The sequence below is a fragment of the Ensifer sp. 22460 genome (assembly GCF_052044935.1).
Taxonomy (GTDB): Bacteria; Pseudomonadota; Alphaproteobacteria; order Rhizobiales; family Rhizobiaceae; genus Ensifer.
Map to the genome: position 1 here is coordinate 66,524 of NZ_JBQENZ010000031.1, position 24,465 is coordinate 90,988.

Below are 24,465 nucleotides of genomic sequence, written 5' to 3' on the forward strand. Positions count from 1 at the left end.
CAACCGCCGCCCCTGGCCAGAAGATTATCCTCACCGTGCCGTCGCCAGGCCGACGATGACGCCGGTTGCAAGGCTGATCAGCAGGAAGTCGTTGTCGACCCGCACCCACTGCTGGCCGCGCGGCGGCGGACGCAGCTTGTAATAGCGATAGTCGCGCACCTGGGCCATGTGGCGGCGTTCGGCCGGCGACAGGCGATGGCCGCGCGCCCAGCGTTCCTTCTTCTTGACGATCACCCGTTTCTCGATCGTGACGTGCTTGTCGACGTGGCGGTCGACATGACGATCTATCTGGCGATCGCCATTCCGGTCGATTGGGCGGCGGGAGCGGTCATAGTTCTGCGCCACCTCGAAGGATCCTGCCGGCTGGGCAAGTGCCGCGACCGGCGTGATCAGAACGGAGCTGGCGACGAGCGCGATCAGGAGACGTTTCATTCGGGTGTCCTTTCGTTGTCTGCACCCGAAAATTAGGCCCCTCGTCCTGAACCGAATATGAAGCGCTGCATTACAAATACGTAATGATATCCTAAGCTTATGCTTCATTCCTAATATCCATTACTCAATCTTCCGCAAGACTTACGTAACGGAAACGGTCGAAATCGGCGGCCTTGCCGCCCCCAGACGTGTCGAAGGCGAACATCCCGGCAAAAGCACCTGTAAAGGATCCGTGCTCGCCGCGACCGCCCTCGTCCGAAACGACGCCCGCATCGAGAACCGGGCCAATCGCGCGCCAATCCCCTGTTCGTGTCTCCCGCCAGAAGAACTGCAGATCGTTGTCGCGGATCTCCATGGCAAGGTCGATCGGTCCGTCGGGGATGGCGATGCCGCTGCCAACAGGGAACTCCAGCCGCCCATGCGGGAAATCGCCGGGGCATGAGAGGATGGTCAGCGCCCGCCCGAGCGTTTCATGCCAGGTGATGCCGAGCGCATGGAACTTGTGACGATTATAGTAGTGCGTCAGGCCCGCGACCTGCTGATAGGTTTCGGCCTTGAAATCGGCCGTCGTCTCGGCGCGGAAGGCGTGATGTTCCTGTCGGCGGGCGACCAGCGCCTGCTCGAACCAACTGCCGATGCTCTCGCGCCCGAAGAGCCGGAGATGCCCGGGTTGCCATTCGAGCGAAAAGATCCGCTCCGGCGCAGGCGTGCGCAGCCACTGGAACTCGATCGGCAGCGCGCTGTCGTTGAAATCCGTCTCTACGACGGTCGCTGCCGGTATCCGCTCGACCTGAACTGGAGCGGGCACGAGCACCTCCGGCACCGGGCCACCGCTTTCGAGATAGAGCCAGCCGTCATCGCGCCAGACGCATTTCTGCAGCGCCGTCTCGCGGCCGAGCGTGCAGCGACGCTGCGGCGGCAGCGGCCGGCCGCAGAGATGCGTGTGATAGGCCTGACCATCAGGTGTTTCGACATATTGCCCGTGTCCCGCGCGCTGCAGCGGCGCCTCCGGGTGATCCTTTGATGTCATCAGGTAGGTATCCGGATGCATCTCGTAGGGACCATCGATCGTGCGCGACCGCGCCATGGTCACGGCATGATCATATCCGGTGCCACCTTCCGCCGTCGTCAGGTAGTACCAGCCATTGCGTTTGAAGAGATGCGGCCCTTCGACCAGGCCGAGCGCCGAGCCCGCAAAGATGTTCTTCACCGGACCGACGAGCTTGCGTGTACGTTCGTCCCACTCCTGCAGCAAAATGCCGTCGAAAGCCGGATGCTTGGGCGAACCGCCGAAACTCTCGGTGCGGTGGTTCCACTGCATGTTGAGGAACCACTTGCGGCCATCGTCGTCGTGGAAGAGCGACGGATCGAATCCGGAGGAATTGACGTAGACCGGATCCGACCAGGTCGCCTCGATCGCCTCCGCCGTGACGATGTAGTTGTGCGCGTCCTTGAAGTTGCCGTCGAAGCGCTTGACGTCGGTGTAGACCAGCCAGAACAGCCCGTCGTTGTAGGAGAGGCACGGCGCCCAGACGCCGCAGCTATCAGGGTTGCCGCGCATGTCGAGCTGGCTTGCCCGCTCCAGCGGCCGACGCACGAGCCGCCAGTTCACCAGGTCGCGCGAGTGATGGATCTGCACACCCGGATACCATTCGAAGGTGGAGGTCGCGATGTAGTAATCGTCGCCGACGCGGCAGATCGAAGGGTCCGGATTGAACCCCTTCAGGATCGGGTTGCGGATCATGGCAGTCATGGGTTTCGGCGTCCTCCGTTGGTGCGCACATCCGATCTCAAAAATCATACGATTTCAAGACTGCAACGTTGCAGTAAGACGTTCAAGCACCTCTCTATGGCCGTCTTTCCACACCGATTCGCACCGCTGACGCGCCGGCGGGAACCGTCCGCTCACGCTCAGACCGACGAAGCGGTACGGGTTTGCACAAACAATGGGCAGAGCGCCGGGACAGCTTATTCTACTTTAGTCGGAGGCGGCCGAACTACACGGGAAAATCGTACCTCGGACTTGAACGCGCGCTTGAAATCGGCACTCTGGCTGTGCTTGGCACAAGAACCATAAGAGCCATCGCGGGGAGGAAATCGATGAGAGCTTTGCTCGGCTTCAGCCGATTAATAGACACGATCACGGAATTCATCGGAAAGGGCGTTTCATGGCTGATCCTGGCGGCAGTGCTCGTCAGCGCCGGCAATGCCGTGATCCGAAAAATCTTCAACATGTCGTCGAACGCCTGGCTCGAGGCGCAATGGTACCTGTTCGGCGCCGCCTTCATGTTTGCCGCCGCCTACACGCTCAGCCAGAACGAACACATCCGTATCGACGTGGTCTACGGCCAGTTCTCGCGTCGCGTGCAGCACTGGATCGATCTGCTCGGACACCTGCTGTTCCTGATGCCCTTCGTTCTCCTGGTGCTCTACTACCTCTTCCCCTACGTGAAGATGTCCTACGTCTCAGGCGAGGTCTCCTCCTCGGCCGGCGGCCTGATCATCTGGCCGGCCAAGGCCATCCTGCTGGTCGGCTTCCTGCTGCTCGCCTTCCAGGGTGTGTCGGAAATCATCAAGAAGATCGCGATCATGACCGGAAACATGGAAGACCCGACACCCTATGTGCCGACCCATGCGCCGCTTGACGATGTCGTGTCTCCGGAGACCCGTCCATGATCGAATTCATTGCTGAAAACCTGGCGCCGATCATGTTCGCGTCGCTGATCGTGTTCCTGCTCTTGGGATACCCGGTCGCCTTCTCGCTCGCCGCCAACGGCCTGCTGTTCTTCATCATCGGCGTCGAGCTCGCGCCGCTGTCGGACTCGATCAATCTTTCCTGGCCGCTGCTCAATGCACTGCCGGACCGGTTCTGGGGGGTGATGTCAAACGACACATTGCTCGCCATCCCGTTCTTTACCTTCATGGGGATCGTGCTCGAGAAATCGGGCATGGCCGAAGACCTGCTCGACACCGTCGGCCAGCTCTTCGGCCCGATCCGCGGCGGTCTTGCCTATGCGGTCATCTTCGTCGGCGCGCTGCTCGCAGCCACCACCGGTGTCGTTGCCGCCTCGGTCATCGCCATGGGCCTGATCTCGCTGCCGATCATGCTGCGCTACGGCTATGACCGGAAGGTCGCCTCGGGTGTCATCGCGGCTTCGGGCACGCTTGCCCAGATCATCCCGCCGTCGCTCGTGCTCATCGTTCTTGCCGACCAGCTCGGCCGCTCGGTCGGCGACATGTACGCCGGCGCCCTGATCCCGGGCCTCGTGCTGACCGGCCTTTACATGGTCTACATCCTGCTGATGACCTTCATCCGGCGCGATTCGATGCCGGCCCTGCCGCTGGAAGCCCGCACGCTCGGTTCCGGCGTCACGTCGCTCGCCGTTGCGCTGGCGGTGGCGGCAGGCATCGCGTATGCCGCCCACGTCTATCTCTACCCGACCCAGGGCGAGAATGCCGACATCCTCGGCGGCACCGTCGGCGTCATCGTCATCTACGTCGTCGCGCTTATCGACCGCGGCCTGAAGATCAATGCGATGTCGAGGCTTGCCCAGCAGGTCATCATCGTGCTGATCCCGCCCTTGGCGCTGATCTTCCTCGTCCTCGGCACCATCTTCCTCGGCATCGCGACGCCGACCGAAGGCGGTGCGATGGGCGCCGTCGGTGCGCTGATCATGGCAGCCGCCAAGGGCCGTCTCAACATGGACGTGGTGCGCGGGGCGCTCACGGCAACGACCCGGCTTTCGGCCTTCGTGCTGTTCATCCTGATCGGTGCGCGCGTCTTCTCGCTCACCTTCTATGGCGTCAACGGCCACATCTGGGTCGAACACCTGCTGACGGCGATGCCGGGCGGCGAAACCGGCTTCCTCATTACCGTCAACCTGCTCGTCTTCTTCCTGGCCTTCTTCCTGGATTTCTTCGAGCTCGCCTTCATCATCGTGCCGCTCCTGGCGCCCGCCGCCGACAAGCTCGGCATCGACCTCATCTGGTTCGGCGTTCTGCTCGGCATCAACATGCAGACGAGCTTCATGCACCCACCCTTCGGCTTCGCGCTCTTCTATCTGCGTTCGGTCGCGGCAAAGGTGCCCTATCTCGACAAAATCACCGGCAAGACGATCCAGCCCGTCACGACCGGGCAGATCTACTGGGGTGCGGTGCCTTTCGTCGGCATCCAGATCCTGATGGTGGCGCTGACGATCATGTTCCCGCAGATGGTCATGCACTACAAGGGAACGGGCACGGGCGTCGATCCGAACACAATCAAGATCGAGGTGCCGGGCTTTGCGCCGGGTGGTGGCCTGACGCTTCCGGACAATGGCGGTGGCCTCGGCCTTCCGGGCGGCCTGCAGCTTCCAGGCGGCAGCCCGCTCGACCAGAAGCCTGCGGATCAGGGCGGCGGCTCCGGCGCCCAGCCGCAGACCGCGCCCTCGAACGACCTCAGCCAGCCGCCTTCGTTCGGCGGCACGGGTGCCCAGCCGCAGACGGCACCGTCAAACGACCTCAGCCAGCCGCCTTCGTTCAAGTAAGACGGCTGGCACACAAAACATAAGGGCGGCCCCGCAAGGGCCGCCCTTTTCGTTTGCCGACAACGATACTCGATGCCTGTAGGAGGTCGAGCGCAAACCACACTCTCCCCCATTCCTGTGCCTGTCACAGGAATCTAGCCAGCCCAAGTCCTTGGGCTGAAAAGAGTCTTTCGTCCGACGGACGTCGGATCGCTGGATCCCCGCCACAAGGGCGAGGATGAGGGAGAACGGGGCACGCATATCGCCGCAGGCCATCGTCGAGGTCTGTCAGCAATCTCAGGGCAGCCACACCAAACGCACTTGCCCAATCGATCCTCTTGGCCGGATTGTCGCGATACCAGTCGACGATCATGGGCATCATCTCCTCGAACGGTCCGCCGACATAGACGTTGAGCAGACCCATGCGCGATGCGCTCTCATTGCGGAAATCATGCATCGTTCCGCGCGGGATGACGCAGAGCGAGCCCTTGGCCATCTGGTGCCAGGTGTCGCCGACCAGGATGCTGGCGGTGCCCTCGATGACGTAGAAAATCTCGTCATTGTCGTCGTGCTTGTGAGCGCCGGGTCCTTCATGCCGAGCATCGAGCCACCATTCCGAGATCGAAAAGCGGCCTAGGGTTTCCGGGCGATCGGCTTTGAAGACAGCCTGTATGGCACCCATGTCGTACCGGCGGCCCTGATGGGGACCGAGCACGACCGATTGGCCTTCGCTTGGCATTGCACCTTCTCCCTTTCATCAAGGCCGCAACCATACCACGAAACCGCTGCCGTGCCGCGCCTCCTGCGCATGCGTAGGGATCAGAAATGCAGGGTCGTCGGGACGCCGGCGGCCTCCGGCCGAAACGAAAAGCCGCCCGCAACAGACGTTGCGAGCGGCCTTTAATCATCAGCAACAGCGAAAGCTTAGAGCTTGCCGCCGCGCTGCTGGATCATCATGAAGGTGTCGTAGTTGTATTCGGCGATCTGGGCGTTGAGGTAGTACTCGCCGCGGAAGGCCTTGATCGAGTCCCAGATCTTCTTGAAGGTCGGGTTCGAGTCTTCCATTTCGGCATAGACTTCGTTCGCCTTGTCGAAGCAGGCCGACAGGATTTCGGCGCTGAACGGGCTGAGCTTGGCACCGGAAGCCACCAGGCGCTTGATCGCCGACGGGTTCAGGTAGTCGTACTTCTGCAGCATGTTCGCGTCGGTCGCCTGGCAGGCGGTGCGCAGCAGCGACTGGTAGTTCTTCGGCAAGCCGTCGAAGGCCGCCTTGTTGAACATGGCGTGGACCGTCGGGCCACCTTCCCACCAGCCGGGATAGTAGTAGTAGGGCGCGACCTTGTAGAAGCCGAGCTTCTCGTCGTCATAGGGGCCGACCCATTCGGCGGCGTCGATGGTGCCCTTTTCGAGCGCCGGATAGATGTCGCCGCCGGCGATCTGCTGCGGCACGACGCCGAGCTTCTCGACGACCTTGCCGGCGAAGCCCCCGATGCGCATCTTCAGGCCCTGCATGTCGGCGACCGTCTTGATCTCCTTGCGGAACCAGCCGCCCATCTGCACGCCGGTATTACCGTTGGGGAAACCGACGAGGCCCTGGGTTCCCAGGAACTCGTTGAAGAGATCGATGCCGCCGCCGTGGTAGTGCCAGGCGTTCATGCCGCGCGCATTGAGCGCGAAGGGAACGGCGGCACCAAGCGCCCAAGTCGGGTCCTTGCCCCAGTAATAGTAGGAAACCGTGTGGCAAGCCTCGACCGTACCGGCAGCCGCCGCGTCAGCAGCCTGCAGGCCGGGCACGATTTCGCCGGCGGCGAAGACCTGAATCTGGAAGTTGCCGTCGGTCGCTTCCGACACATGCTTCGCCAGCACTTCACCGCCGCCATAGATCGTGTCGAGCGACTTTGGGAACGACGATGCCAGGCGCCAGTTGATCTTGGGGTTTGCCTGCGCAATGGCCGGCGTTGCAAGCGCGGCAGCACCCGCTGCGGCCAAGCCACCGAGGCTTGCGTTTTTGATAAATGAACGGCGATCCATGGTTCCTCCCCTAGTTCTCGCCAAAAGGGCGGCCGCGATCAGCGCTACCACCCATCAATCCACCCTGCCCCTTCCCGGGCGACGGTGGCTCCTCCTCGTTAACCTGCCGAAACGACGCAAATCGGCGTCGCAATCGACCGGCATTGCAGCACCTTACAGAAACACCGGACCATGTCCAGAAGGCGCTTTCCGGCACCTATTCGACTTTTGTCTAATGCGCCGGAAAGCAGGCAGTTTTGCCCAAAATGCAGGCAAATCAATGTTTTCAGCAGAACTTAGCGTTCGGCCGACGATGCCCAGAGGTTGATATCGGCCTCACGGGCATAGAGATCGATCTCGGCCAGCTCCTCCGCCGTGAACGTGTCGTTTTCGAGCGCCTTGACGCAATCGACGATCTGTTCGGAGCGGCTGGCGCCGATCAGCGCCGAGGTGATCCGGCCGTTGCGCAGCACCCAGGCAAGCGCCATCTGCGCCAGAGTCTGGCCGCGCTTTTCGGCGATGCCGTTCAGCTTGCGGATGTTGTCGATGATCTCCGGGCGGATGAAGTCCTTCTTGAGGAAGTGGTTCTGCGCCGCCCGGCTGTCGCTCGGAATGCCCTGCAGATACTTGGTCGTCAGCATGCCCTGGGCAAGCGGCGAAAAGACGATCGAGCCGATGCCGAGATCTTCGAGCGTGTGGATCAGGCCATCGTCCTCGATCCAGCGGTTGAGCATCGAATAGCTCGGCTGATGGATGAGGCACGGTGTGCCGAGATCCTTGAGAATTGCAGCCGCTTCGCGGGTGCGCTGCGAATTGTAGGAGGAAATGCCGACATAAAGCGCCCTGCCCGAACGCACGATATGGTCGAGCGCGCCACAGGTTTCTTCAAGCGGCGTGTCCGGATCGAAACGGTGCGAATAGAAGATGTCGACATAGTCGAGCCCCATGCGCTTCAGGCTCTGGTCGCAGGAAGCGATCATGTACTTGCGGCTGCCCCATTCGCCGTAAGGACCGGCCCACATGTCATAGCCCGCCTTGGACGAGATGATCAGTTCGTCGCGCAGATGAGCGAAATCCGTGCGCATGATTTCGCCGAAGGCAGTCTCGGCCGAGCCCGGAGGCGGGCCGTAATTGTTGGCGAGGTCGAAATGGGTGATGCCGAGGTCAAACGCGGTGCGGCACATGTCGACCTTGCGGTCATGCGGCGTGTCGCCGCCGAAATTGTGCCAGAGCCCCAGCGAGATCGCCGGCAACTTCAGGCCGGAGCGGCCGACGCGGTTATATTTCATGGTGTCGTAGCGGTTTTCCGCCGGTAGCCAGGTCATCGCAAAAATCCTCCGCGATCCGTATCCGGATGGCGGCTGGAAACCACCATCGCTCCAAACGAGAAGGGTTTCCGTGATCACGGAAACCCAAGCTTGCTGTCAAAGATATCTCTAATCACCGAACGCTCACGAGGGAAGCTTGGCGCCAACCAAAACCTCCGTCATTCCTGTGCTTGTCACAGGAATCCCTAGCAGTTCCGATGGAACTGCGGACCAGCCCAAGTCTTTGGGCTTAAAAATCTTTTGACCCGACGGACGTCGGGTCGCTGGATCCCCGCCACAAGGGCGAGGATGAGGGAGAATAGGTGCCACTCCTACCCAAAAGCCAGCCTTCTGTGTTCATGACCAGGGAGCGTAGTTGTGACCCCCTGGTCACAAAGATCCAGAGCGGGCAGCTATGAGACAGCGGCGCTTCGTTCGACGGACACCTCTTCCTCCGTCTCGCGCAGCAGCGCCCGCGCCTCCTCGATGCCGAGGGCGGCCGGCTGCGTGCAGGTGGTGGAGAGCTCGATGAAGCGGCCCTCCTCGCCGGATTTCAGGATCGAGACCATGACATCGACGCCATGCAGCGAGCGGTCGAGCGAGCAGCGGGCATCGCGGCCCTCAAGGATCGCCTGCGCCATGTCGGCAAGGCCAGCGGTGCGGTAGTTCGCCATCGGCCCCTGCGGGTGCTCCTGGTTTTCGACGCCGAAGGGATGATCCCAGGGTTCCAGTGGCTCAATGTTCCTGTCGCGACCGCTTATCTCCACCTTGCCGCCGAAGAAGTTCGGATCGGGCACGTAGAGCGAGCCTTCGGTGCCATAGAGCTCCATATTGGCATGGCGATGCGACCAGACATCCCAGCTCGCCGACAGGGTGATCGTCGCGCCATTTTGGAACTCGAGCAGCGCGTGGATGTTGGTCGGGGTCTTGACCGGGATCTCCTCGCCCTTGCGTGGCTCGCTGGTGATGGTGCGGGTCGGGTTGGCCATGGAGGACAGTGCTGCGACGCGCTTCACCGGCCCGATCAGGTTGATCAGGTTGGCGATGTAATAGGGGCCGAGATCGAGGATCGGGCCGCCGCCGGGCAGGAAGAAGAAGTCCGGGTTCGGATGCCACATCTCCATGCCCGGGCTCATCACGTGGCAGGTGCCGGAGGTTACCCGGCCGATCTTGCCGGCATCGATAGTGCTGCGTGCAAGCTGGTGCGCGCCGCCGAGGAAGGTATCCGGCGCGCAGCCGACGGAAAGGCCCTTGGCCTTCGCGATCGCCCTGAGCTCCTCGCCCTGCTCCAGCGAAAGCACCAATGGCTTCTCCGAGTAGACGTGCTTGCCGGCTTCGAGGATCGCCTTCGAGACCGGATAATGCGCGTCCGGGATCGTCAGGTTGACGACGATGTCGACAGCCGGATTGGCCAGCAGCGCCTCGATGCTCTGCGCCTCGACGCCATATTCGGCTGCGCGCGCTTCGGCGGCTGCCTGGTTGATGTCGGCGCAGGCGACAACCTTGATGCCCTTAAACAGTGGGGCGAGCCTGAAGTATGTGGTGGAGATGTTGCCGCATCCGATGATGCCGACGCCAAGTTCCTTGGTCATGGATGAACCTGCTTCTCAATAGGATTGGATGGAGGCGAGCGAGCGCTTGGCGAAGCGCTTGAAATCGCTCGGATTGTCGTGCTCGGCGATGAAGTAGCGGGCCTTGGTGCCGGAAAGCGCCGCAAACAGGCCCTTCCAGTCGACGGTACCCTCGCCGACATCGGCCCAACCGTCCTCGTCCTTCTTCTCGCCCGTCGGCGCGATGTCCTTCACATGCACGGCGGTGATGCGGTCGCCGTATTTCTTGATCCAGGCGATCGGGTCGGCGCCGCCGCGGATGATCCAGGCGATGTCGGCTTCCCAGGAAAGTTCCGGTCCGCCTGCAAAGATCAGGTCCTGCGGGATGCTGCCGTCCGGAAGAGCAAAGAACTCGAAGTCGTGGTTGTGCCAGCCAAAGATCAGCCCGGCGTCGCGATAGGGCTTGCCGGCCTTCTGCAGCCGCTCGCCGAAGGCACGCCAGCCGGCGGCATCCGTCGGGCGCTGGTCGGGCATCAGGTAGGGGCAATAGATCGCCTTGATGCCGAGCGCCTTGGCGATTTCGAGCACGCGGGCCGGATCGCTTTCGAGCATGTCCAGGCCAAAGTGCGCCGTCGGCATGGCGAGACCATTGCTGTCGAGCCCTTCCTTGAAGCTGGCGATCTCGGCGTCGCTGAGCGCCGCATAGAGCGCGCCATAACCTTCGACCTGGCTATAGCCGGCCTGTCCGAGTGCCTCGAGCACATTGGCGAACGGCGGGAAATTGCGGGCGCTATAAAGCTGGAAACTGACGTCCTTCATGAAATCCTCCTCGAAAGATCGTTTGGTCTTGGGTCAATTGCCCTTGGGGGTTGGGGTCCTGGGATCACTTGAGCCAGGTGTCGTAGTCCGACACCAGCAGGTGGGTGGGTGCCGCGTCCTCCTCGATCGCCGAGAAGCGACCGACGGGCTCGCGGAAATAGTTGTCGGTGAGATCGTCGTTGACGGTCGAAACCTCGCCCATCAGCACGTCCGTGCCTTCGGCCCAGAAGGCGTGCCAGTTGCCGGGCAAAAGCGTGACGCTTTCGCCGGCCTTGAGCTTCAAGAGTTCGCCAGCCTTGAGGGCTCTCAGCCGCGCATCGGTGGCGACCACCACGTCGCTTTCCTCGTCGACGGTGCCATCAGGCCTCGAATTGTACATCTGCAGCACCAGCGACCCGCCGCCGCGGTTGATGATGTCCTCGGTCTTCACCGCATGGCGGTGCAGCGGATTGACCTGGTCCTTGGCGGTGATCATCAGCTTCTCGGCATAGATCATGCCGTGGCCGGTCGTGAGGTTCGCGGCATTGCCATTGCGCAGCGTGAAGAGCACCAGCCCGAATTCATCGAAGCGTCCCTTGCCGTAGTCGGTGATGTCCCAGCCGAGCCGGGCCTCGAAGATCGTCGGGCTGTCAGAGGCGACCCGCGCCTTCAGTTGTTCTGGCGACCAGTAGGCAAAGGGCGGCAGCGTGAAGCCGTAGCTCTTAATGAAGGCACCGCTCTCGGCGATGATATCGTTGACGTGGCTGCGTTTCATGGCGGTCAACCTTTTCCCTGGCAGGATTCAAGATCGAAGGCGGCAAAGCGCGGAAGCTCGCCTGCGGCGAGCGGCACCTTCGGCGTGAAGCGGACAAGCTTGGTTTCCCCGGCCAGCAGATCAAAGGCATTGTCGGAGTATCGGCCGGCGACATCGGCCTCGATCATCACATGCAGCGCCAGGCCGCTTGCCTTGACGCTGACGTCGAAAGCGCCTTCGCCCGCCGGCGCCACATCGAGTGTCAAACCGGACGGTTGCAGGTCGAGTGCCTTGTAGGTGCCGTTGGCGTGGTGCCCCTCGCCGCGCATGCCGTTCGATGCATCGAACGACCAGAACAACAGGTGATCCGCCGGAATATCGGAAGCCGCAAGCGTCACCAGGGTCGCCGCGCGATCCGGGCTGCAGGTGCCGGCGGCCGCCGTCAGCGGCGTGCGCTTGCCATCGAGCGAAACCAGGAAGGTCTGAAGCTCGACCGTCACCGGCTCCGCCGTATCGTTGACCATCGAGAAGGCGATCTCTCTGCCATCCGCCGATGGGATGGCCGCGACCGAAACCGGCTGGAAGAACCGGCGGACCATATAGTGCATCGCCTTCCAGCTGCCACCATAGTCGAGGCTCGACCAGGAGGCGACCGGCCAGGTGTCGTTGAGCTGCCAGTAGAGCGTGCCCATGCAATGGGGTTTTAGCGAGCGCCAATAGTCGACGGCCGTGCGGATCGCCAGCCCCTGCTGGACCTGGCTGAGATAAACGAAAGCCGGGAAATCCTTGGGGAAGCGGAAATAGCGGAACATCGTGCCGGCGATGCGTTCGTTGCCGCCGACATTCTTCTGGTGGCTCTCGATCACCGGCGACGCGATGTTGAGATCCTTCTCCGCCGCAAACTGCCGGATGACCGGCATCGACGTATAGGACTGGAAGCCGAACTCCGAGCAGAAGCGCGGGCGCACGGTGCGGTAATTGTCGAAGGACTTGTTCTCGTGCCAGACCGACCAGTAATGCATGTCGCCGGAGCCATCGGCATGCCAGGCGTCACCGAAATCGAGATAGCCGGAGGCCGGGCTCGACGGCCACCAGATCGCTTCGGGAAGTGCGGCCTTCAGCGCCACCTCGATCGTGCGGTTCAGCCGATCATAGGAGACGAGATAGCGGTCGCGATCCTTGCGCGGCTCGTCGAACCAGGTGAGTGCACCGACCAGCTCGTTGTCACCGCACCAGACCGTGATCGATGGATGCGACGACAGGCGCTTTGCCTGATAATCCACCTCTGCCGCGACATTCTCCAGGAAATCCGGGGTCGAGGGATAGAGGTTGCAGGCGAACATGAAGTCCTGCCACACCAAAAGCCCGAGCCGGTCGCAGAGATCGTAGAACCAGTTCGGCTCGTAGAAGCCGCCGCCCCAGACCCGGATCATGTTCATGTTGGCGTCCACTGCCGAGGTCAGCAGATCCTCGACGCCCTCTGGCGTCACCCGCGACATCAGCGCATCGGCCGGGATCCAGTTGGCACCCTTGCAGAAGATCTCGCGGCCGTTGACGCGGAAGGCAAAGCGGCTGCCGGCCTCGTCCTTGTCGGTCACCAGCTCGATCGTGCGGAAACCGATCTGGCGGCTCACTTGCTCCTGCGGCACCTCGACCGTCAGATGTGACAAATGCTGCTCGCCGCTACCCGCCGGCCACCAGCGCTTTGGTTTTGCGACGGTGAAGACATGGGTGATGCGCGTCTCGCCTTTGCCGACGGCGCAGTCCAGCCGTTCGCGGTCCTCGTCGAGCGAAAAATGTATGGGCACGATGCCGGGCGCGTCGGCAAACAGCGTCACGGTCACCAGAAGGTCGACCGAACCGTCCTCAAGCCAGACCTGCTTGGTCGTCACATGCTCGATGCGGGCAATCTCCAGCCGGCAGAGAGCAATCTCGCCATAGACGCCGAGCGGCGCGATCGCGAGGTTCCAGTCCCAGCCGAAATGGCACTGGGGCTTGCGCAGCATGTTGCCATTGGCGATCGGCGAATTGCCGGGATGATAAGGCACGTAGAAGGGCTGCTCGGCCTGCCGGCGCGCGCCTTCGGAAATCGAGGAATGGAGCACGATGCGGATGCGGTTTTCGCCGGCGACGAGCGCGCGGGAAACATCGGGCCGATAGCGGCGGAAGCTATTCTCCGCTTCGAGCACCAGCGTGTCGTTGACGAAGACCGAGGCGACAGTATCCAGGCTCTCGAGGTCGAGATACCAGTAGCCCGCGAGTTCGTCGGCGGCGACCGTGACTGTTCGCTCGATCACCCAGTCCTTATGTGCCACCCATTGAACGTCGTTCTCGTTGCGGCCGACATAGGGGTCTTCGATCACGCCCGCTTTCTGCAAGGCCGAGTGCACGTCGCCCGGCAGCGCCATCGCCAAGCTGTGGCTGTTGTCGACCGAGCTGAGCTGCCAATCCCCTGAAATGTCGAGACGGATGGCGGTTCGGGTGTAGTCCTCAGAGAGCATTGTCGTATTTCCATGGATCGACCGGCGACGCCGGCGCTGTCATTGCCGGGAGGTGCCGGACAGAGGTCCCTGCCCGGCATCTCCTTATTTCTTTACTTCCGCGCATATCGTTTCCGCAAAACCACTTCACACTTTTGCGCGATATGCGGCTAGAGCCGGTTTTCGCTCGTCGCATCGAAGATCGAGGCAACCGCCATGTCGAAGGAGAGGGTGACCGCCGTGCCAGGCGCATAGCGCCGCTGGCCGGCGATGCGCACGGACATCGACTGCCCGGCAAGCTTCAGCCACAACAGGTTGTCGGCGCCCATCGGCTCCTCGATATCGACGACCGCGCGATGCGAGGCCGCGGCCCCGCTTGCCGCCTCGTCGACGCGCACATGTTCGGGCCTGAGGCCGAGGACAACCTTCTGCCCGTGCACCAGGGGTGCCCGCGACGGATAGGCGGACACGTCGAAGTCGACGCCGTTGGCGTGGACGTAGGCGCGCTGGTCGCGAAGCTGCAGCTCGCCGCGGAAGAAGTTCATCGACGGCGAACCGATGAAGCCGGCGACGAACAGGTTTTCCGGGGCGTTGTAGATCGTCATCGGGTCGGCCAGCTGCTGGATCACGCCGCTCTTCATGACAGCAATACGATCGGCGAGCGTCAGCGCCTCGATCTGGTCGTGGGTGACGTAGATCATCGTGTTCTTCAGCGACTGGTGCAGCCTCTTGATCTCGACGCGCAGCTCCGAGCGCAGCTTGGCGTCGAGGTTGGAAAGCGGCTCGTCGAAGAGGAACACGTCGACATCGCGCACCAGCGCCCGGCCGATCGCCACCCGCTGGCGCTGGCCACCGGAAAGCTCAGACGGTTTGCGCTTCAGGAGCGGCTGGATCTGCAAGATCTCGGAGGCGCGGCGCACACGTTTGTCGATCTCCTCCTTCGGGACCTTTGCGACCTGCAGGCCGAAGGAGAGGTTCTTCTCCACCGACATCTGCGGATAGAGCGCGTAGGACTGGAACACCATGCCGATGCCGCGGTCCTTGGGCTCCTCCCAGGTGACGTTCTTGTTTTTGATGAAGATCTGCCCGTCGCTGACATCGAGTAGACCGGCGATGCAGTTGAGCAGGGTCGACTTGCCGCAGCCGGACGAGCCGAGTAGCACTAGGAACTCGCCGTCCTTGATGTCGAGGTTGAGCGTGTCGAGCACAGTGACGGCACCGAAGCTCAACGACAGGTCTTTGACCGATACGCTGACGTTTTGCATGTCCTTACCCTTTCACTGCGCCGGCGGCGATGCCGCGAACAAAAAGCCGTCCGGAGACGAAGTAGACGAAGAGCGGCACGGCACCCGTCAGGATCGTCGCCGCCATGTTGACGTTGTATTCCTTCACGCCCTGGACCGAGTTGACGATGTTGTTGAGCTGAACCGTCATCGGGTAGTATTCCGGCCGGGTGAACACGACGCCGAACAGGAAGTCGTTCCAGATACCGGTGACCTGCAGGATCATCGCCACGACGAAGATCGGCAACGACATCGGCAGCATGATCCTGAAGTAGATTGTCCAGAAGCCGGCACCATCGACGCGCGCTGCCTTGAACAACTCCTCCGGCAGGCCGGCGAAATAGTTGCGGAAAAGCAGCGTCAGGATCGGCATGCCGAATATGGTGTGCACGATGATGAGGCCGGTCAGCGTGCCGTAGATGCCCATTTCCCGGAGCACGATGACGATCGGGTAGATCATCACCTGATAGGGAATGAAGGCGCCGACGATCAGGATCGTGAAGAACAGCTCCGCGCCCTTGAAGCGCCAGTTGGCAAGCGCATAGCCGTTGACCGAGGCGATCGCGATCGAGACGATCGTCGAGGGAACGGTGATGCGCACCGAGTTCCAGAAGCCGCGCGAAAGGCCGTCGCAGTTAAGCCCGGTGCAGGCACTCGCCCAGGCCTTCGCCCACGGCTCGAAGGTGATTTCGACCGGCGGCGCGAAGATGTTGCCGAGCCGGATTTCCGGCATGCCCTTGAGCGAGGTCATGACCATCACATAGAGCGGCAGCAGATAGTAGAGCGCCACGACGATCAGCGTGCCGTAGATCATGATGTTGCGGCCCGACAGCGCCCGGCGGGGTTTGCGACCGCGTGGGCCGGCAATGACCCTGTCGGTCTGCGCCTGAGGTGCGGCTTCGTCAGCCACCGCATTGAAAGCAACGATATCAGACACGCTTGCGCCCTCCCCCGAATTCCAGATAGGCCCAAGGCACGATGATGATGGCGACGGTGATCAGCATCATGGTCGAAGCGGCGAAGCCCTGACCGAGGTTCTGCGCCTGGAACATGTAGTCGTAGACGTACTTGGCCGGCACTTCCGACGCGATACCGGGGCCGCCGCTCGTCTGCGCCACCACAAGGTCGTAGACCTTGACGATGCCGCTGGCGATGATGACCAGCGTGGTGATGAAGACGCCGCGCATCATCGGGATGACGACGAAGATGTAGGTCTTCCACATCGGGATGCCGTCGACGCGCGCGGCCTTCCAGATGTCCTCGTCGATGCCGCGAAGCCCCGCGAGCATCAGGCACATGACAAGCCCGGTGCCCTGCCAGAGCGCGGCGATCAGAATGCCGTAGATGACGATGTCTGCGTTATAGAGCGGGTCGAAGGTGAAGCTCTCCCAGCCGGCCGAACGCACCACAGACTGGATGCCGAATTCCGGATTGAGCAGCCATTGCCACACCAGGCCCGTCACGATGAAGGACAGGGCGAAGGGATAGAGCATGATGGTGCGGAAGGTGTTTTCGAAGCGGATCTTCTGGTCCATCAGCGCCGCCAGCACGAAGCCGATGACCAGGCTGAAGATCAGCGAGAAGATGCCGTAGATCGCCAGGTTCTGCACCGAGACCAGCCAGCGCGGCGCGTCCCAGAGGCGCTCGTACTGATCGAGGCCGACGAAGGATAGCCGCGGCAAGAGCTTGGAATTGGTGAAGGAATAGACGACCGTCCAGATCGTGCCACCGAGGAAGATCACCACGGCCGTCAGGATCATCGGGACGGAGGCAATCTTCGCGTTCAGGTTCCGCAGCCACTGGTTCGGTCGGCCCGAACCTTGTGTGTGACCCGCCATGTTTCGTTCCTCCGGAACTGCATTGGGTTTCGGACGATGGGCAGCGCCGCGCGGAGATCGCGCCGGCATCATGCCTCATCAGGGCGACAACCGCTCCCGAAGCGCTGTCGCGAGAGCGAGCTCGCGCAGGCCACCGGCGCGGCCAGACCGCACCGAAAGGGAGGCCTTGGCCGGCTCCACCGGATACTGGCGGAGCCGGTCAATCAGGCAGTTGCGGTTACTCCGCGTTCGCGATGATGTCGGCGAAACGCTTCTGCGCGTCTTCCGGCGTGATCGACGAGTTGGCGAAGAATTCGGAGAACAGGTCCTCCTTCTGCTTCTGGCTGTCGGCCGAAAGCAGCTGGTCGGTGCCCTGGATCACGTTGCCCTTGGCAAGGATGTCCAGGCCCTTCTTCATGCAGTCGTTGGCGGCTGCGAGGTCGACGTCGCCACGCACCGGCAGCGAGCCCTTCTTGAGATTGAAGGCGACCTGGGTCTTCGGATCGAGCAGCGTCGAAGCCAACGCCTCCTGGGCCTTCGACTTTTCTTCGTCCTTCAGCAGCGGGAAGTAGAAGGCGTCGCCACCGGTCGAGATGATCTCGTTGACGCCGAGACCCGGAAGGCAGGTGTAGTCCGTTCCGGCCTTCTGGCCGGCGAGCGCGAATTCCCCTTGAGCCCAGTCACCCATGATCTGGCCGCCGGCCTTGCCGGTGATGACCATGTTGGTCGCCTGGTTCCAGTCCTGGACATTGGTGCCCTTGGACATGCGGCGGGCATCGTCAGCGGCCTTGAAGACCTTGGCGATCTCAGGACCGGCCGCCACTTCCTCGTCCTTGTCGCCAAAGACCTTCTGGAACGTGTCCTTGCCGGCGATCGCCACCATCAGCACGTCGAACGCGCCGGCTGCCTGCCAGGGCTGACCGCCAACGGCGAGCGGCACGATGCCGGCCTTTTCGAGCGCCGGTGCGGCGGCAACAAACTCATCCCAGTTCTTCGGCACTTCGACGCCGGCCGTCTTGAAGGCGGCGTTCGACAGCCACAGCCACTGCCAGGAGTGGATGTTGACCGGGGCGCAATAGATCTTGCCGTCGATGGTGCAGGAATCGAGCAGGCTTGCCGGCTTGATGATGTCCTTCCACTTCTCGCGGGTCGCGACGTCGGTCAGGTCGCGCATCAGGCCGGCCTGAACCAGCTCTTCTGCCTGGCGGCCGTGGTTGAACTGCGTGGCGCCCATCGGATCACCGCCGGTGATGCGGCTGATCATGATCGGGCGGGCAGTGCCGCCGGAGCCGGCGATTGCGCCGTCAACCCAGTGATTGCCCGTTGCGTCGAAGGCCTTCGCGAGTTCCGCGACCGCGGCTGCTTCGCCGCCGGACGTCCACCAATGGGTTACTTCAAGATCGGCGGCACTGGCCGCACCGAGTGGCAGGGCCACCGCGGTCGCGAGCATGGCTGCAAAAGAACGTATTTTCATGAGTCTCCTCCCTCACTGTAACGTTACCGTAAAAAACTTAATGCAATCGATTACAGGACGCAACACCCACCACAATCGATTTAAACAGAATCTTAGAAAACACCTATTGCGTGCAGATGACAGCGGACGTCCAAAGCGCTTTGCGCCCGGCGCCTGCCGCTTCGCGTCTTGCAGAAGACTCGCTTATATAGCTGATATTTATAGAACTTCAGCGAGTGCCTTGCGCCGTTGTGGAGATCATCGTCTCGCAAGCGCAAAAGACACCCGCCCCAAGGTGCGATTCAACCAGACCGCTTCAGATTCCGCAGTGCAGCAACGAAAACGCTCGACATCGCAACTGTATCGTTACAGATTTGAAGCAATTTTATCGGTCCAAAGCAGGATAGCCGCTCGCTGCTTTTCGTATATAAGGCGATAAAGTGACGCGGCAGGCAGCAGTGGACAGGGCTGAACCGACGCGTTTCGCCGCCGGGCGGGCAAAACTGGCGGCGCGCTGGCAGAGAGTGGGCGGGTGACGGCAATGGACAGCAAGACGAAAAACAGGCCGCAAACACTGCCGGATGGCGGCCGGCCAACGCTGAAGACGATCGCCTTCATGACCGGGCTCGGCATCACCACGGTTTCCCGGGCGCTGAAGGATGCGCCCGATATCGGCGCGGAAACCAAGGAGCGCGTGCGTCTCGTCGCCAAGCAGATCGGCTATCAGCCGAACCGCGCCGGCGTGCGGCTCAGAACCGGCAAGACCAATGTCATCAGCCTGGTGCTCACCTTGGAAGAAGAGATCATGGGCATCACCAGCCCGATGGTCGTCGGCATCACCGAGATCCTCGCCGGCACGCCCTATCATCTCGTCGTCACACCTTATAGCGCCGTCAAGGATGCGCTGGCCCCGATCCGCTACATCCTCGACACGGGCGCTGCCGACGGCGTGATCATCTCGCGCACCGAGCCTCACGATCCGCGCGTGGCACTTCTGACCGAGCGCGGCCTGCCTTTCGTCACCCACGGCCGCACCGAAATGGGCATCGTCCACCCCTATCACGACTTCGACAACGAGCGCTTCGCCTATGAGGCGGTGCGCAAGCTCGTCGCGCGCGGCCGGCGGCGCCTGGTGCTGCTCGAGCCGCCGCCGCATCTCACCTTTTATTCGCATATGCGCGCCGGCTTCGAACGGGGCCTTCGCGACTTTCAGGCCGATGCAATCGGCTTCCACCAGACCAATATCGACCATTCTCTGGTCGAAATCCGCGACGCCTTCGAGGTGCTGATGCGCTCGGAGGACGCGCCCGACGGCATCATCTCGGGCAGCGGTTCCGGCGCGATCGCGCTGATCGCCGGTCTGGAGATGGCCAAGAAGAAGCTCGGCGAAGACTGCGACATGGTTTCGAAGTCCCCGAGCGACTTCCTGCGCTGGCTTCGCCCGGAGGTGATGACCATGTACGAGGACATCCGCGTTGCCGGTCGCGAACTGGCAAAGGCGGTCATCGGCCATATCGACGGCCAGCCGCCGGAAACGCTGCAGAGCCTCAGCCAGCCGGAGTTCCAGCCGCCGATCACCCGCGGTCTGCGAGCCTGAGCCGAATACAACTCCACCCTCATCCCTGTGCCCCGTCACAGGGATCCAGCAGCGCCGCGTCCACGGCGCCGAAGAATCTCTTCGGCCCAAAGACTTGGGCCTGACTGGATTCCTGTGACAGGCACAGGAATGAGGATCTGGGAGACGGCGTGCCCCTCTGTCGTCGACCAGCGACAGTTTGCCATGGGCGTCGTCAAACGACGCGGAAACACCCTGAAGTCTTGCTTGTGACGCAGAAACCTGCGACAGGCCGGGGCAACAATCGGGCGAAGATGCGCCCCGCTCCTCCCTTCAGGCTACAGCAGACATGATCCGCATCGAAAACATCAGCAAGCAGCTCAGCCACCGCATCCTTTTCATCGAAGCCTCCGCCGCCCTCAACCGCGGCGAAAAGGTCGGCCTCGTCGGTCCGAACGGCGCCGGCAAGACCTCGCTCTTCCGCATGATCACCGGCGAGGAAGTGCCCGACGAAGGCCAGGTGGCCGTCGATAAGGGCATCACCATCGGCTACTTCAACCAGGACGTCGGCGAGATGGCGGGCGGCAGCGCGGTTGCCGAGGTGATGAACGGCGCCGGGCCGGTCAGCGAAGTCGCCGCCGAACTGCGCGAGCTTGAAGCCGCCATGGTCGATCCGGATCGGCTCGACGAGATGGATGCGATCATCGAGCGCTACGGCGAGGTGCAGGCACGCTACGAGGAGCTCGACGGCTACGCGCTGGAAGGCCGCGCCCGCGAGGTGCTGGCGGGCTTGAGCTTCAGCCAGGAGATGATGGACGGCGATGTCGGCGCGCTCTCGGGCGGCTGGAAGATGCGCGTGGCTCTCGCGCGTATTCTGTTGATGCGTCCCGACGTGATGCTGCTCGACGAGCCGAGCAACCATCTGGATCTCGAAAGCCTGATCTGGCTCGAGGATTTCCTCAAGAACTACGACGGCGCGCTGATGATGACCTCGCACGACCGCGAGTTCATGAACCGCATCATCACCAAGATCATCGAGATCGACGGCGGCTCGCTCAACGCCTATTCGGGCGACTACGGCTTCTACGAGCAGCAGCGCGCCCAGAACGAGAAGCAGCAGCAGGCGCAGTTCGAGCGCCAGCAGGCGATGCTTGCCAAGGAGATCAAGTTCATCGAGCGCTTCAAGGCGCGCGCCTCGCACGCCGCCCAGGTGCAGAGCCGAGTGAAGAAGCTCGACAAGATCGACCGGGTCGAGCCGCCGAAGCGCCGCCAGAGCGTCGCTTTCGAATTCCGCCCGGCGCCACGCTCCGGCGAAGACGTCATCAACATCAAGGGCGTGCACAAGAAATACGGTAGCCGCAGCATCTATGAGGGGCTCGACTTCATGGTGCGCCGCCGAGAGCGCTGGTGCATCATGGGCATCAACGGCGCCGGCAAGTCGACGCTTTTGAAGCTCGTTGCCGGCTCGACGGAACCGGATGAAGGCAACGTCGCGCTCGGCGCCAGCGTCAAGATGGGGTACTTCGCCCAGCACGCCATGGACGTGCTCGACGGCGATCGCACGGTGCTGCAGCAGCTTGAAGACACGTTCCCGCAAGCCGGCCAGGCGCCGCTTCGCGCGCTTGCCGGCTGCTTCGGCTTTTCCGGCGACGATGTCGAGAAGAAGTGCCGGGTGCTTTCCGGTGGCGAGAAGGCCCGCCTGGTAATGGCAATCATGCTGTTCGATCCACCGAACCTGCTGGTTCTCGACGAGCCGACCAACCACCTCGACCTCGACACCAAGGAAATGCTGATCAAGGCGCTGGCGGACTACGAAGGCACCATGCTGTTCGTCTCGCACGATCGCCACTTCCTCGCAGCATTGTCCAACCGTGTGCTCGAACTGACGCCGGACGGCATCCACCAGTATGGCGGCGGCTACACCGAATATGTCGCCCGCACCGGCCAGGAAGCTCCCGGTCTGCGGAGCTGACACGAAAATAGGCTAGCTGGGCGTCGCGCGCCGGCGCCCAGCATTCGCAGTGCCCGCCTTCCTCGGCGGGGACCGAGGGTCCACAAGCAAAGCCCGAACGCACAACGCGACTCCGCTCTAAATCGGTACTGAAAAAACTAGGTTCTTGTGAAGTGCTACCGTAGCAGCTGCTACAGATCCTACCGGATGGCCGCTTGAAATCGATGGGACTTTGGTCCGATTCGCGCAGTCAAAGGTCCGAGTGTCATTGTCGCGACGCTCCCCATTCACATATTGCTGGGCTGGCTGGGGCGCCATCGCAGCATCTGCTGCCAATCACTTCAGACAGGTGATGTTCGGCATGACACCGAAAATTGCATGGAAAGACCGAATGACGAACCGCGTATGGGGCTTTGTATCCAACCCCTTCACCATCGGCATCTACCTTGCGCTGGCCACCCTTTGCGCTTTCTTCGGCAGCGCGGCGACCGGCATCCCGGCATACGTGCTTATGGCCGTCGGGTTTCTGCTGGTGATCTTTGTCGATCCGCCGAAAAGGCTGGGCAAGCTGCGGGCACAGCGCCGCCGCTCGGGTGGCGACCGCAACGCCTATCGGCGTTAGTCACGCCCATCGGCGAAAGCGCCTGGCGACAATCGCAGCGCCAGGCGCCCTTCCCGGAACAATACGCGACGTCAGCAGTTTCCCGACGAAGCAAGCAAATTCACATGAACGGACGTATGACGTCCACGGTGCACGGAAGCCATCATGCGCAGATGGCGATGAAAGCGCGTGGGCACGATGAAGACCAAGCACTATGTGCTGCAGATCTTTCGAGCCACCTTCACCGACAGGCTGGTGCTGATCATTATTGTGCTGATGATTGCCTCGGTGTTCGCCGTCCTGCCAATCAAATCCTGCTCCAATCCGGGGGCATCAGGCGGCACAGGGATATCAGCGACCTCATCGATGACGGGCTAAAGCGTGTCGCGCAAAAGTGCGCAGCGGTTTTGCGATAACGACATGCGAAATATCAAAAACTTAAAGCGCGGGAGCGAATCTGAAAGATCGCGACGCGCTTTAGCATCTTGTCCGAACGAAGCGGCGGCATCGGCCCAAAACGCAAACGGGGCAGCGAAGGCCGCCCCGTCTCAAGCTGCTCTGTCGTCGAGACTTAGCCGTTGAGGCCACTGCCCCACGGACCGTGATGGCTGTCGGCGCCGTCGATGCGGTCGAAGCCGTGGGCGCCGAAGAAGTCGCGCTGCGCCTGGATGACGTTGGCCGTGCCGCGGCCGCGGCGGTAGCTGTCGAAGTAGCCGAGTGCCGACGCAAGCGCCGGTACCGGCAGACCACCGAGAACGGCAGCCGAGACGACGCGGCGCAGGGCTGCGTCGGTTTCCTTGACCATGGCGGCAAAGGCCGGGGTGACGATCAGGTTGGCGGCATCCGGCGCCTTGGTAAACGCGGTGGTGATCTCGTCGAGGAACTGCGAGCGGATGATGCAGCCGGCACGCCAGATCTTGGCAATGGTCGGCATCGGCAGGTTCCAGTTGAACTCCTTTGATGCCGCCGACATCACGGCGAAGCCTTGCGCATAGGCGCCGATCTTGGCGGCCAGCAGCGCGCTTTCGAGATCCCTGATGAAGGCTGCCTTGTCGGCCACCTTGAAGTCGCCGACCTCAGGCAGCCCGAGGATCTTTTCGGCCGCTTCGCGTTCGTCCTTCATCGCGGAGATGCTGCGCGCGGCCACCGCCGCCTCAATGCCGGTTGCCGGCACGCCCATGTTCTGCGCCTCGATCACCGACCACTTGCCGGTGCCCTTCTGGCCGGCCTTGTCGAGGATCAAATCGACGATCGGCTTGCCGGTCAGAGGATCGGCCGCCTTCAGCACCTTCTCGGTGATCTCGATCAGGTAGGAGTTGAGGCGGCCCTTGTTCCAGGTGCCGAAGACCTCGCCGATTTCGGTCGCCGACATCTTCAGGCCGTCGCGCAGGATGCCGTAGATTTCGGCGATCATCTGCATGTCGGCATATTCGATGCCGTTGTGGATGGTCTTGACGAAATGGCCGGCGCCGTTTTCGCCGAGCCAGGCGACGCAAGGGTCGTTGTCGTATTTCGCGGCGATCGAGGTCAAAACACTCTCGACGCGCTTCCAGGATTCTTCCTTGCCGCCGACCATGATCGACGGGCCGTGACGTGCGCCTTCCTCACCGCCGGAAACCCCCATGCCGATGAAGGTCAGGCCACTGTCCTTCAGCGCCTCGAAGCGGCGCATCGTGTCGCGGAAGTTGGCGTTGCCGGCGTCGATCATGATGTCGCCCTTGGAAAGGTAGGGCTCGAGGATCTTCATCTGCTGATCGACCGGCTCGCCGGCCTTGATCATGATGATGATCGGGCGCGGCGGACGGATGGCGGCAACAAACTCTTCAATGGTGTCGCAGGGCACGATCTGGCCCTTGAGTTCACCGGCTTCCGCGTAGAACTTGTGCGTCGCCTCGACGGTGCGGTTGAACACCGCGATCTTGTTGCCCTTTTCAGCGATGTTGAGCGCCAGGTTCGAGCCCATGACGCC

At 62.3% G+C, this 24,465-nt stretch carries 20 protein-coding genes; 6 read left to right on the plus strand and 14 right to left on the minus strand.

The genetic code is table 11. The annotated features are described in order from the left end of the window. Window positions 1-30: 30 nt before the first annotated feature. Both ACTJKM_RS30015 and ACTJKM_RS30020 read right to left on the minus strand, forming a co-directional pair. Window positions 31-432, minus strand: a complete 402-nt coding sequence (locus tag ACTJKM_RS30015; RefSeq protein WP_058328729.1) for an RcnB family protein — start codon at window positions 430-432, stop codon at window positions 31-33. 124 nt (window positions 433-556) lie between these two features. Beyond that, window positions 557-2,185, minus strand: a complete 1,629-nt coding sequence (locus tag ACTJKM_RS30020; RefSeq protein WP_058328730.1) for a glycoside hydrolase family 43 protein — start codon at window positions 2,183-2,185, stop codon at window positions 557-559. 347 nt (window positions 2,186-2,532) lie between these two features. Between ACTJKM_RS30020 and ACTJKM_RS30025 the strand changes: the two genes are divergently transcribed. Together ACTJKM_RS30025 and ACTJKM_RS30030 are read left to right on the plus strand one after the other, a co-directional pair. Beyond that, window positions 2,533-3,108 (plus strand): TRAP transporter small permease subunit, encoded by a 576-nt coding sequence (locus ACTJKM_RS30025; protein ID WP_057254270.1) that lies wholly within the window; start codon window positions 2,533-2,535, stop codon window positions 3,106-3,108. After that, window positions 3,105-4,958, plus strand: coding sequence for a TRAP transporter large permease (locus ACTJKM_RS30030; protein ID WP_057254268.1), 1,854 nt, complete (start codon window positions 3,105-3,107; stop codon window positions 4,956-4,958). The genes ACTJKM_RS30025 and ACTJKM_RS30030 overlap by 4 nt, the downstream gene beginning before the upstream one ends. A gap of 124 nt (window positions 4,959-5,082) precedes the next feature. Here ACTJKM_RS30030 and ACTJKM_RS30035 read toward each other — a convergent pair whose 3' ends face one another. From ACTJKM_RS30035 to ACTJKM_RS30085, 11 genes are all read right to left on the minus strand, one after another. After that, window positions 5,083-5,676, minus strand: a complete 594-nt coding sequence (locus tag ACTJKM_RS30035; protein WP_245296207.1) for a cupin domain-containing protein — start codon at window positions 5,674-5,676, stop codon at window positions 5,083-5,085. A 185-nt stretch (window positions 5,677-5,861) separates the two neighbouring features. Next, on the minus strand, window positions 5,862-6,968 hold the full coding sequence (locus ACTJKM_RS30040; RefSeq protein ID WP_057254265.1) for a TRAP transporter substrate-binding protein: 1,107 nt from the start codon (window positions 6,966-6,968) through the stop codon (window positions 5,862-5,864). 275 nt (window positions 6,969-7,243) lie between these two features. Beyond that, entirely contained in the window at window positions 7,244-8,272 is a 1,029-nt protein-coding gene (mgrA, locus tag ACTJKM_RS30045) for an L-glyceraldehyde 3-phosphate reductase (RefSeq protein ID WP_058328731.1), read from the minus strand. A 395-nt stretch (window positions 8,273-8,667) separates the two neighbouring features. Next, window positions 8,668-9,846, minus strand: coding sequence for a Gfo/Idh/MocA family protein (locus ACTJKM_RS30050; RefSeq protein ID WP_440661555.1), 1,179 nt, complete (start codon window positions 9,844-9,846; stop codon window positions 8,668-8,670). A gap of 15 nt (window positions 9,847-9,861) precedes the next feature. Further along, on the minus strand, window positions 9,862-10,623 hold the full coding sequence (locus ACTJKM_RS30055) for a sugar phosphate isomerase/epimerase family protein (protein WP_057254260.1): 762 nt from the start codon (window positions 10,621-10,623) through the stop codon (window positions 9,862-9,864). A 64-nt stretch (window positions 10,624-10,687) separates the two neighbouring features. After that, window positions 10,688-11,377, minus strand: a complete 690-nt coding sequence (locus ACTJKM_RS30060) for a D-lyxose/D-mannose family sugar isomerase (RefSeq protein ID WP_058328732.1) — start codon at window positions 11,375-11,377, stop codon at window positions 10,688-10,690. 5 nt (window positions 11,378-11,382) lie between these two features. After that, window positions 11,383-13,857 carry a beta-mannosidase gene (locus ACTJKM_RS30065; protein ID WP_058328733.1) on the minus strand — a complete coding sequence of 825 codons (2,475 nt, stop codon included), beginning with the start codon at window positions 13,855-13,857 and terminating at the stop codon, window positions 11,383-11,385. 149 nt (window positions 13,858-14,006) lie between these two features. Next, window positions 14,007-15,101 carry an ABC transporter ATP-binding protein gene (locus ACTJKM_RS30070; protein WP_057254254.1) on the minus strand — a complete coding sequence of 365 codons (1,095 nt, stop codon included), beginning with the start codon at window positions 15,099-15,101 and terminating at the stop codon, window positions 14,007-14,009. 4 nt (window positions 15,102-15,105) lie between these two features. Further along, window positions 15,106-15,933: a carbohydrate ABC transporter permease gene (locus tag ACTJKM_RS30075; protein WP_210334467.1), complete on the minus strand. Its 828-nt coding sequence runs from the start codon at window positions 15,931-15,933 to the stop codon at window positions 15,106-15,108. 115 nt (window positions 15,934-16,048) lie between these two features. Next, window positions 16,049-16,957 carry a carbohydrate ABC transporter permease gene (locus ACTJKM_RS30080; protein ID WP_058324203.1) on the minus strand — a complete coding sequence of 303 codons (909 nt, stop codon included), beginning with the start codon at window positions 16,955-16,957 and terminating at the stop codon, window positions 16,049-16,051. 217 nt (window positions 16,958-17,174) lie between these two features. After that, window positions 17,175-18,410 (minus strand): ABC transporter substrate-binding protein, encoded by a 1,236-nt coding sequence (locus ACTJKM_RS30085; protein ID WP_058324202.1) that lies wholly within the window; start codon window positions 18,408-18,410, stop codon window positions 17,175-17,177. 520 nt (window positions 18,411-18,930) lie between these two features. Between ACTJKM_RS30085 and ACTJKM_RS30090 the strand changes: the two genes are divergently transcribed. From ACTJKM_RS30090 to ACTJKM_RS30105, 4 genes are all read left to right on the plus strand, one after another. After that, window positions 18,931-19,986, plus strand: coding sequence for a LacI family transcriptional regulator (locus tag ACTJKM_RS30090; RefSeq protein WP_057254246.1), 1,056 nt, complete (start codon window positions 18,931-18,933; stop codon window positions 19,984-19,986). Between the two features lie 307 nt (window positions 19,987-20,293). Continuing rightward, window positions 20,294-21,916, plus strand: coding sequence for an ABC-F family ATP-binding cassette domain-containing protein (locus ACTJKM_RS30095; RefSeq protein WP_058328735.1), 1,623 nt, complete (start codon window positions 20,294-20,296; stop codon window positions 21,914-21,916). A gap of 370 nt (window positions 21,917-22,286) precedes the next feature. Beyond that, window positions 22,287-22,517 carry a hypothetical protein gene (locus tag ACTJKM_RS30100; protein ID WP_058328736.1) on the plus strand — a complete coding sequence of 77 codons (231 nt, stop codon included), beginning with the start codon at window positions 22,287-22,289 and terminating at the stop codon, window positions 22,515-22,517. 168 nt (window positions 22,518-22,685) lie between these two features. Continuing rightward, a complete protein-coding gene (locus ACTJKM_RS30105; protein ID WP_058328737.1) occupies window positions 22,686-22,874 on the plus strand; it encodes a hypothetical protein in 189 nt (62 codons plus the stop codon). Between the two features lie 193 nt (window positions 22,875-23,067). Here ACTJKM_RS30105 and gndA read toward each other — a convergent pair. Next, a partial coding sequence (gene gndA, locus ACTJKM_RS30110; RefSeq protein ID WP_440661559.1) for an NADP-dependent phosphogluconate dehydrogenase occupies window positions 23,068-24,465 on the minus strand: 1,398 nt, incomplete at its 5' end.

Bases quoted from the DNA above. Each gene is read 5' to 3' on its own strand.
- ACTJKM_RS30015 (WP_058328729.1), bottom strand. From the start codon at position 432: ATGAAACGTCTCCTGATCGCGCTCGTCGCCAGCTCCGTTCTGATCACG.
- ACTJKM_RS30020 (WP_058328730.1), bottom strand. From the start codon at position 2,185: ATGACTGCCATGATCCGCAACCCGATCCTGAAGGGGTTCAATCCGGAC.
- ACTJKM_RS30025 (WP_057254270.1), top strand. From the start codon at position 2,533: ATGAGAGCTTTGCTCGGCTTCAGCCGATTAATAGACACGATCACGGAA.
- ACTJKM_RS30030 (WP_057254268.1), top strand. From the start codon at position 3,105: ATGATCGAATTCATTGCTGAAAACCTGGCGCCGATCATGTTCGCGTCG.
- ACTJKM_RS30035 (WP_245296207.1), bottom strand. From the start codon at position 5,676: ATGCCAAGCGAAGGCCAATCGGTCGTGCTCGGTCCCCATCAGGGCCGC.
- ACTJKM_RS30040 (WP_057254265.1), bottom strand. From the start codon at position 6,968: ATGGATCGCCGTTCATTTATCAAAAACGCAAGCCTCGGTGGCTTGGCC.
- mgrA (WP_058328731.1), bottom strand. From the start codon at position 8,272: ATGACCTGGCTACCGGCGGAAAACCGCTACGACACCATGAAATATAAC.
- ACTJKM_RS30050 (WP_440661555.1), bottom strand. From the start codon at position 9,846: ATGACCAAGGAACTTGGCGTCGGCATCATCGGATGCGGCAACATCTCC.
- ACTJKM_RS30055 (WP_057254260.1), bottom strand. From the start codon at position 10,623: ATGAAGGACGTCAGTTTCCAGCTTTATAGCGCCCGCAATTTCCCGCCG.
- ACTJKM_RS30060 (WP_058328732.1), bottom strand. From the start codon at position 11,377: ATGAAACGCAGCCACGTCAACGATATCATCGCCGAGAGCGGTGCCTTC.
- ACTJKM_RS30065 (WP_058328733.1), bottom strand. From the start codon at position 13,857: ATGCTCTCTGAGGACTACACCCGAACCGCCATCCGTCTCGACATTTCA.
- ACTJKM_RS30070 (WP_057254254.1), bottom strand. From the start codon at position 15,101: ATGCAAAACGTCAGCGTATCGGTCAAAGACCTGTCGTTGAGCTTCGGT.
- ACTJKM_RS30075 (WP_210334467.1), bottom strand. From the start codon at position 15,933: ATGATCTACGGCACGCTGATCGTCGTGGCGCTCTACTATCTGCTGCCG.
- ACTJKM_RS30080 (WP_058324203.1), bottom strand. From the start codon at position 16,957: ATGGCGGGTCACACACAAGGTTCGGGCCGACCGAACCAGTGGCTGCGG.
- ACTJKM_RS30085 (WP_058324202.1), bottom strand. From the start codon at position 18,410: ATGAAAATACGTTCTTTTGCAGCCATGCTCGCGACCGCGGTGGCCCTG.
- ACTJKM_RS30090 (WP_057254246.1), top strand. From the start codon at position 18,931: ATGGACAGCAAGACGAAAAACAGGCCGCAAACACTGCCGGATGGCGGC.
- ACTJKM_RS30095 (WP_058328735.1), top strand. From the start codon at position 20,294: ATGATCCGCATCGAAAACATCAGCAAGCAGCTCAGCCACCGCATCCTT.
- ACTJKM_RS30100 (WP_058328736.1), top strand. From the start codon at position 22,287: ATGACGAACCGCGTATGGGGCTTTGTATCCAACCCCTTCACCATCGGC.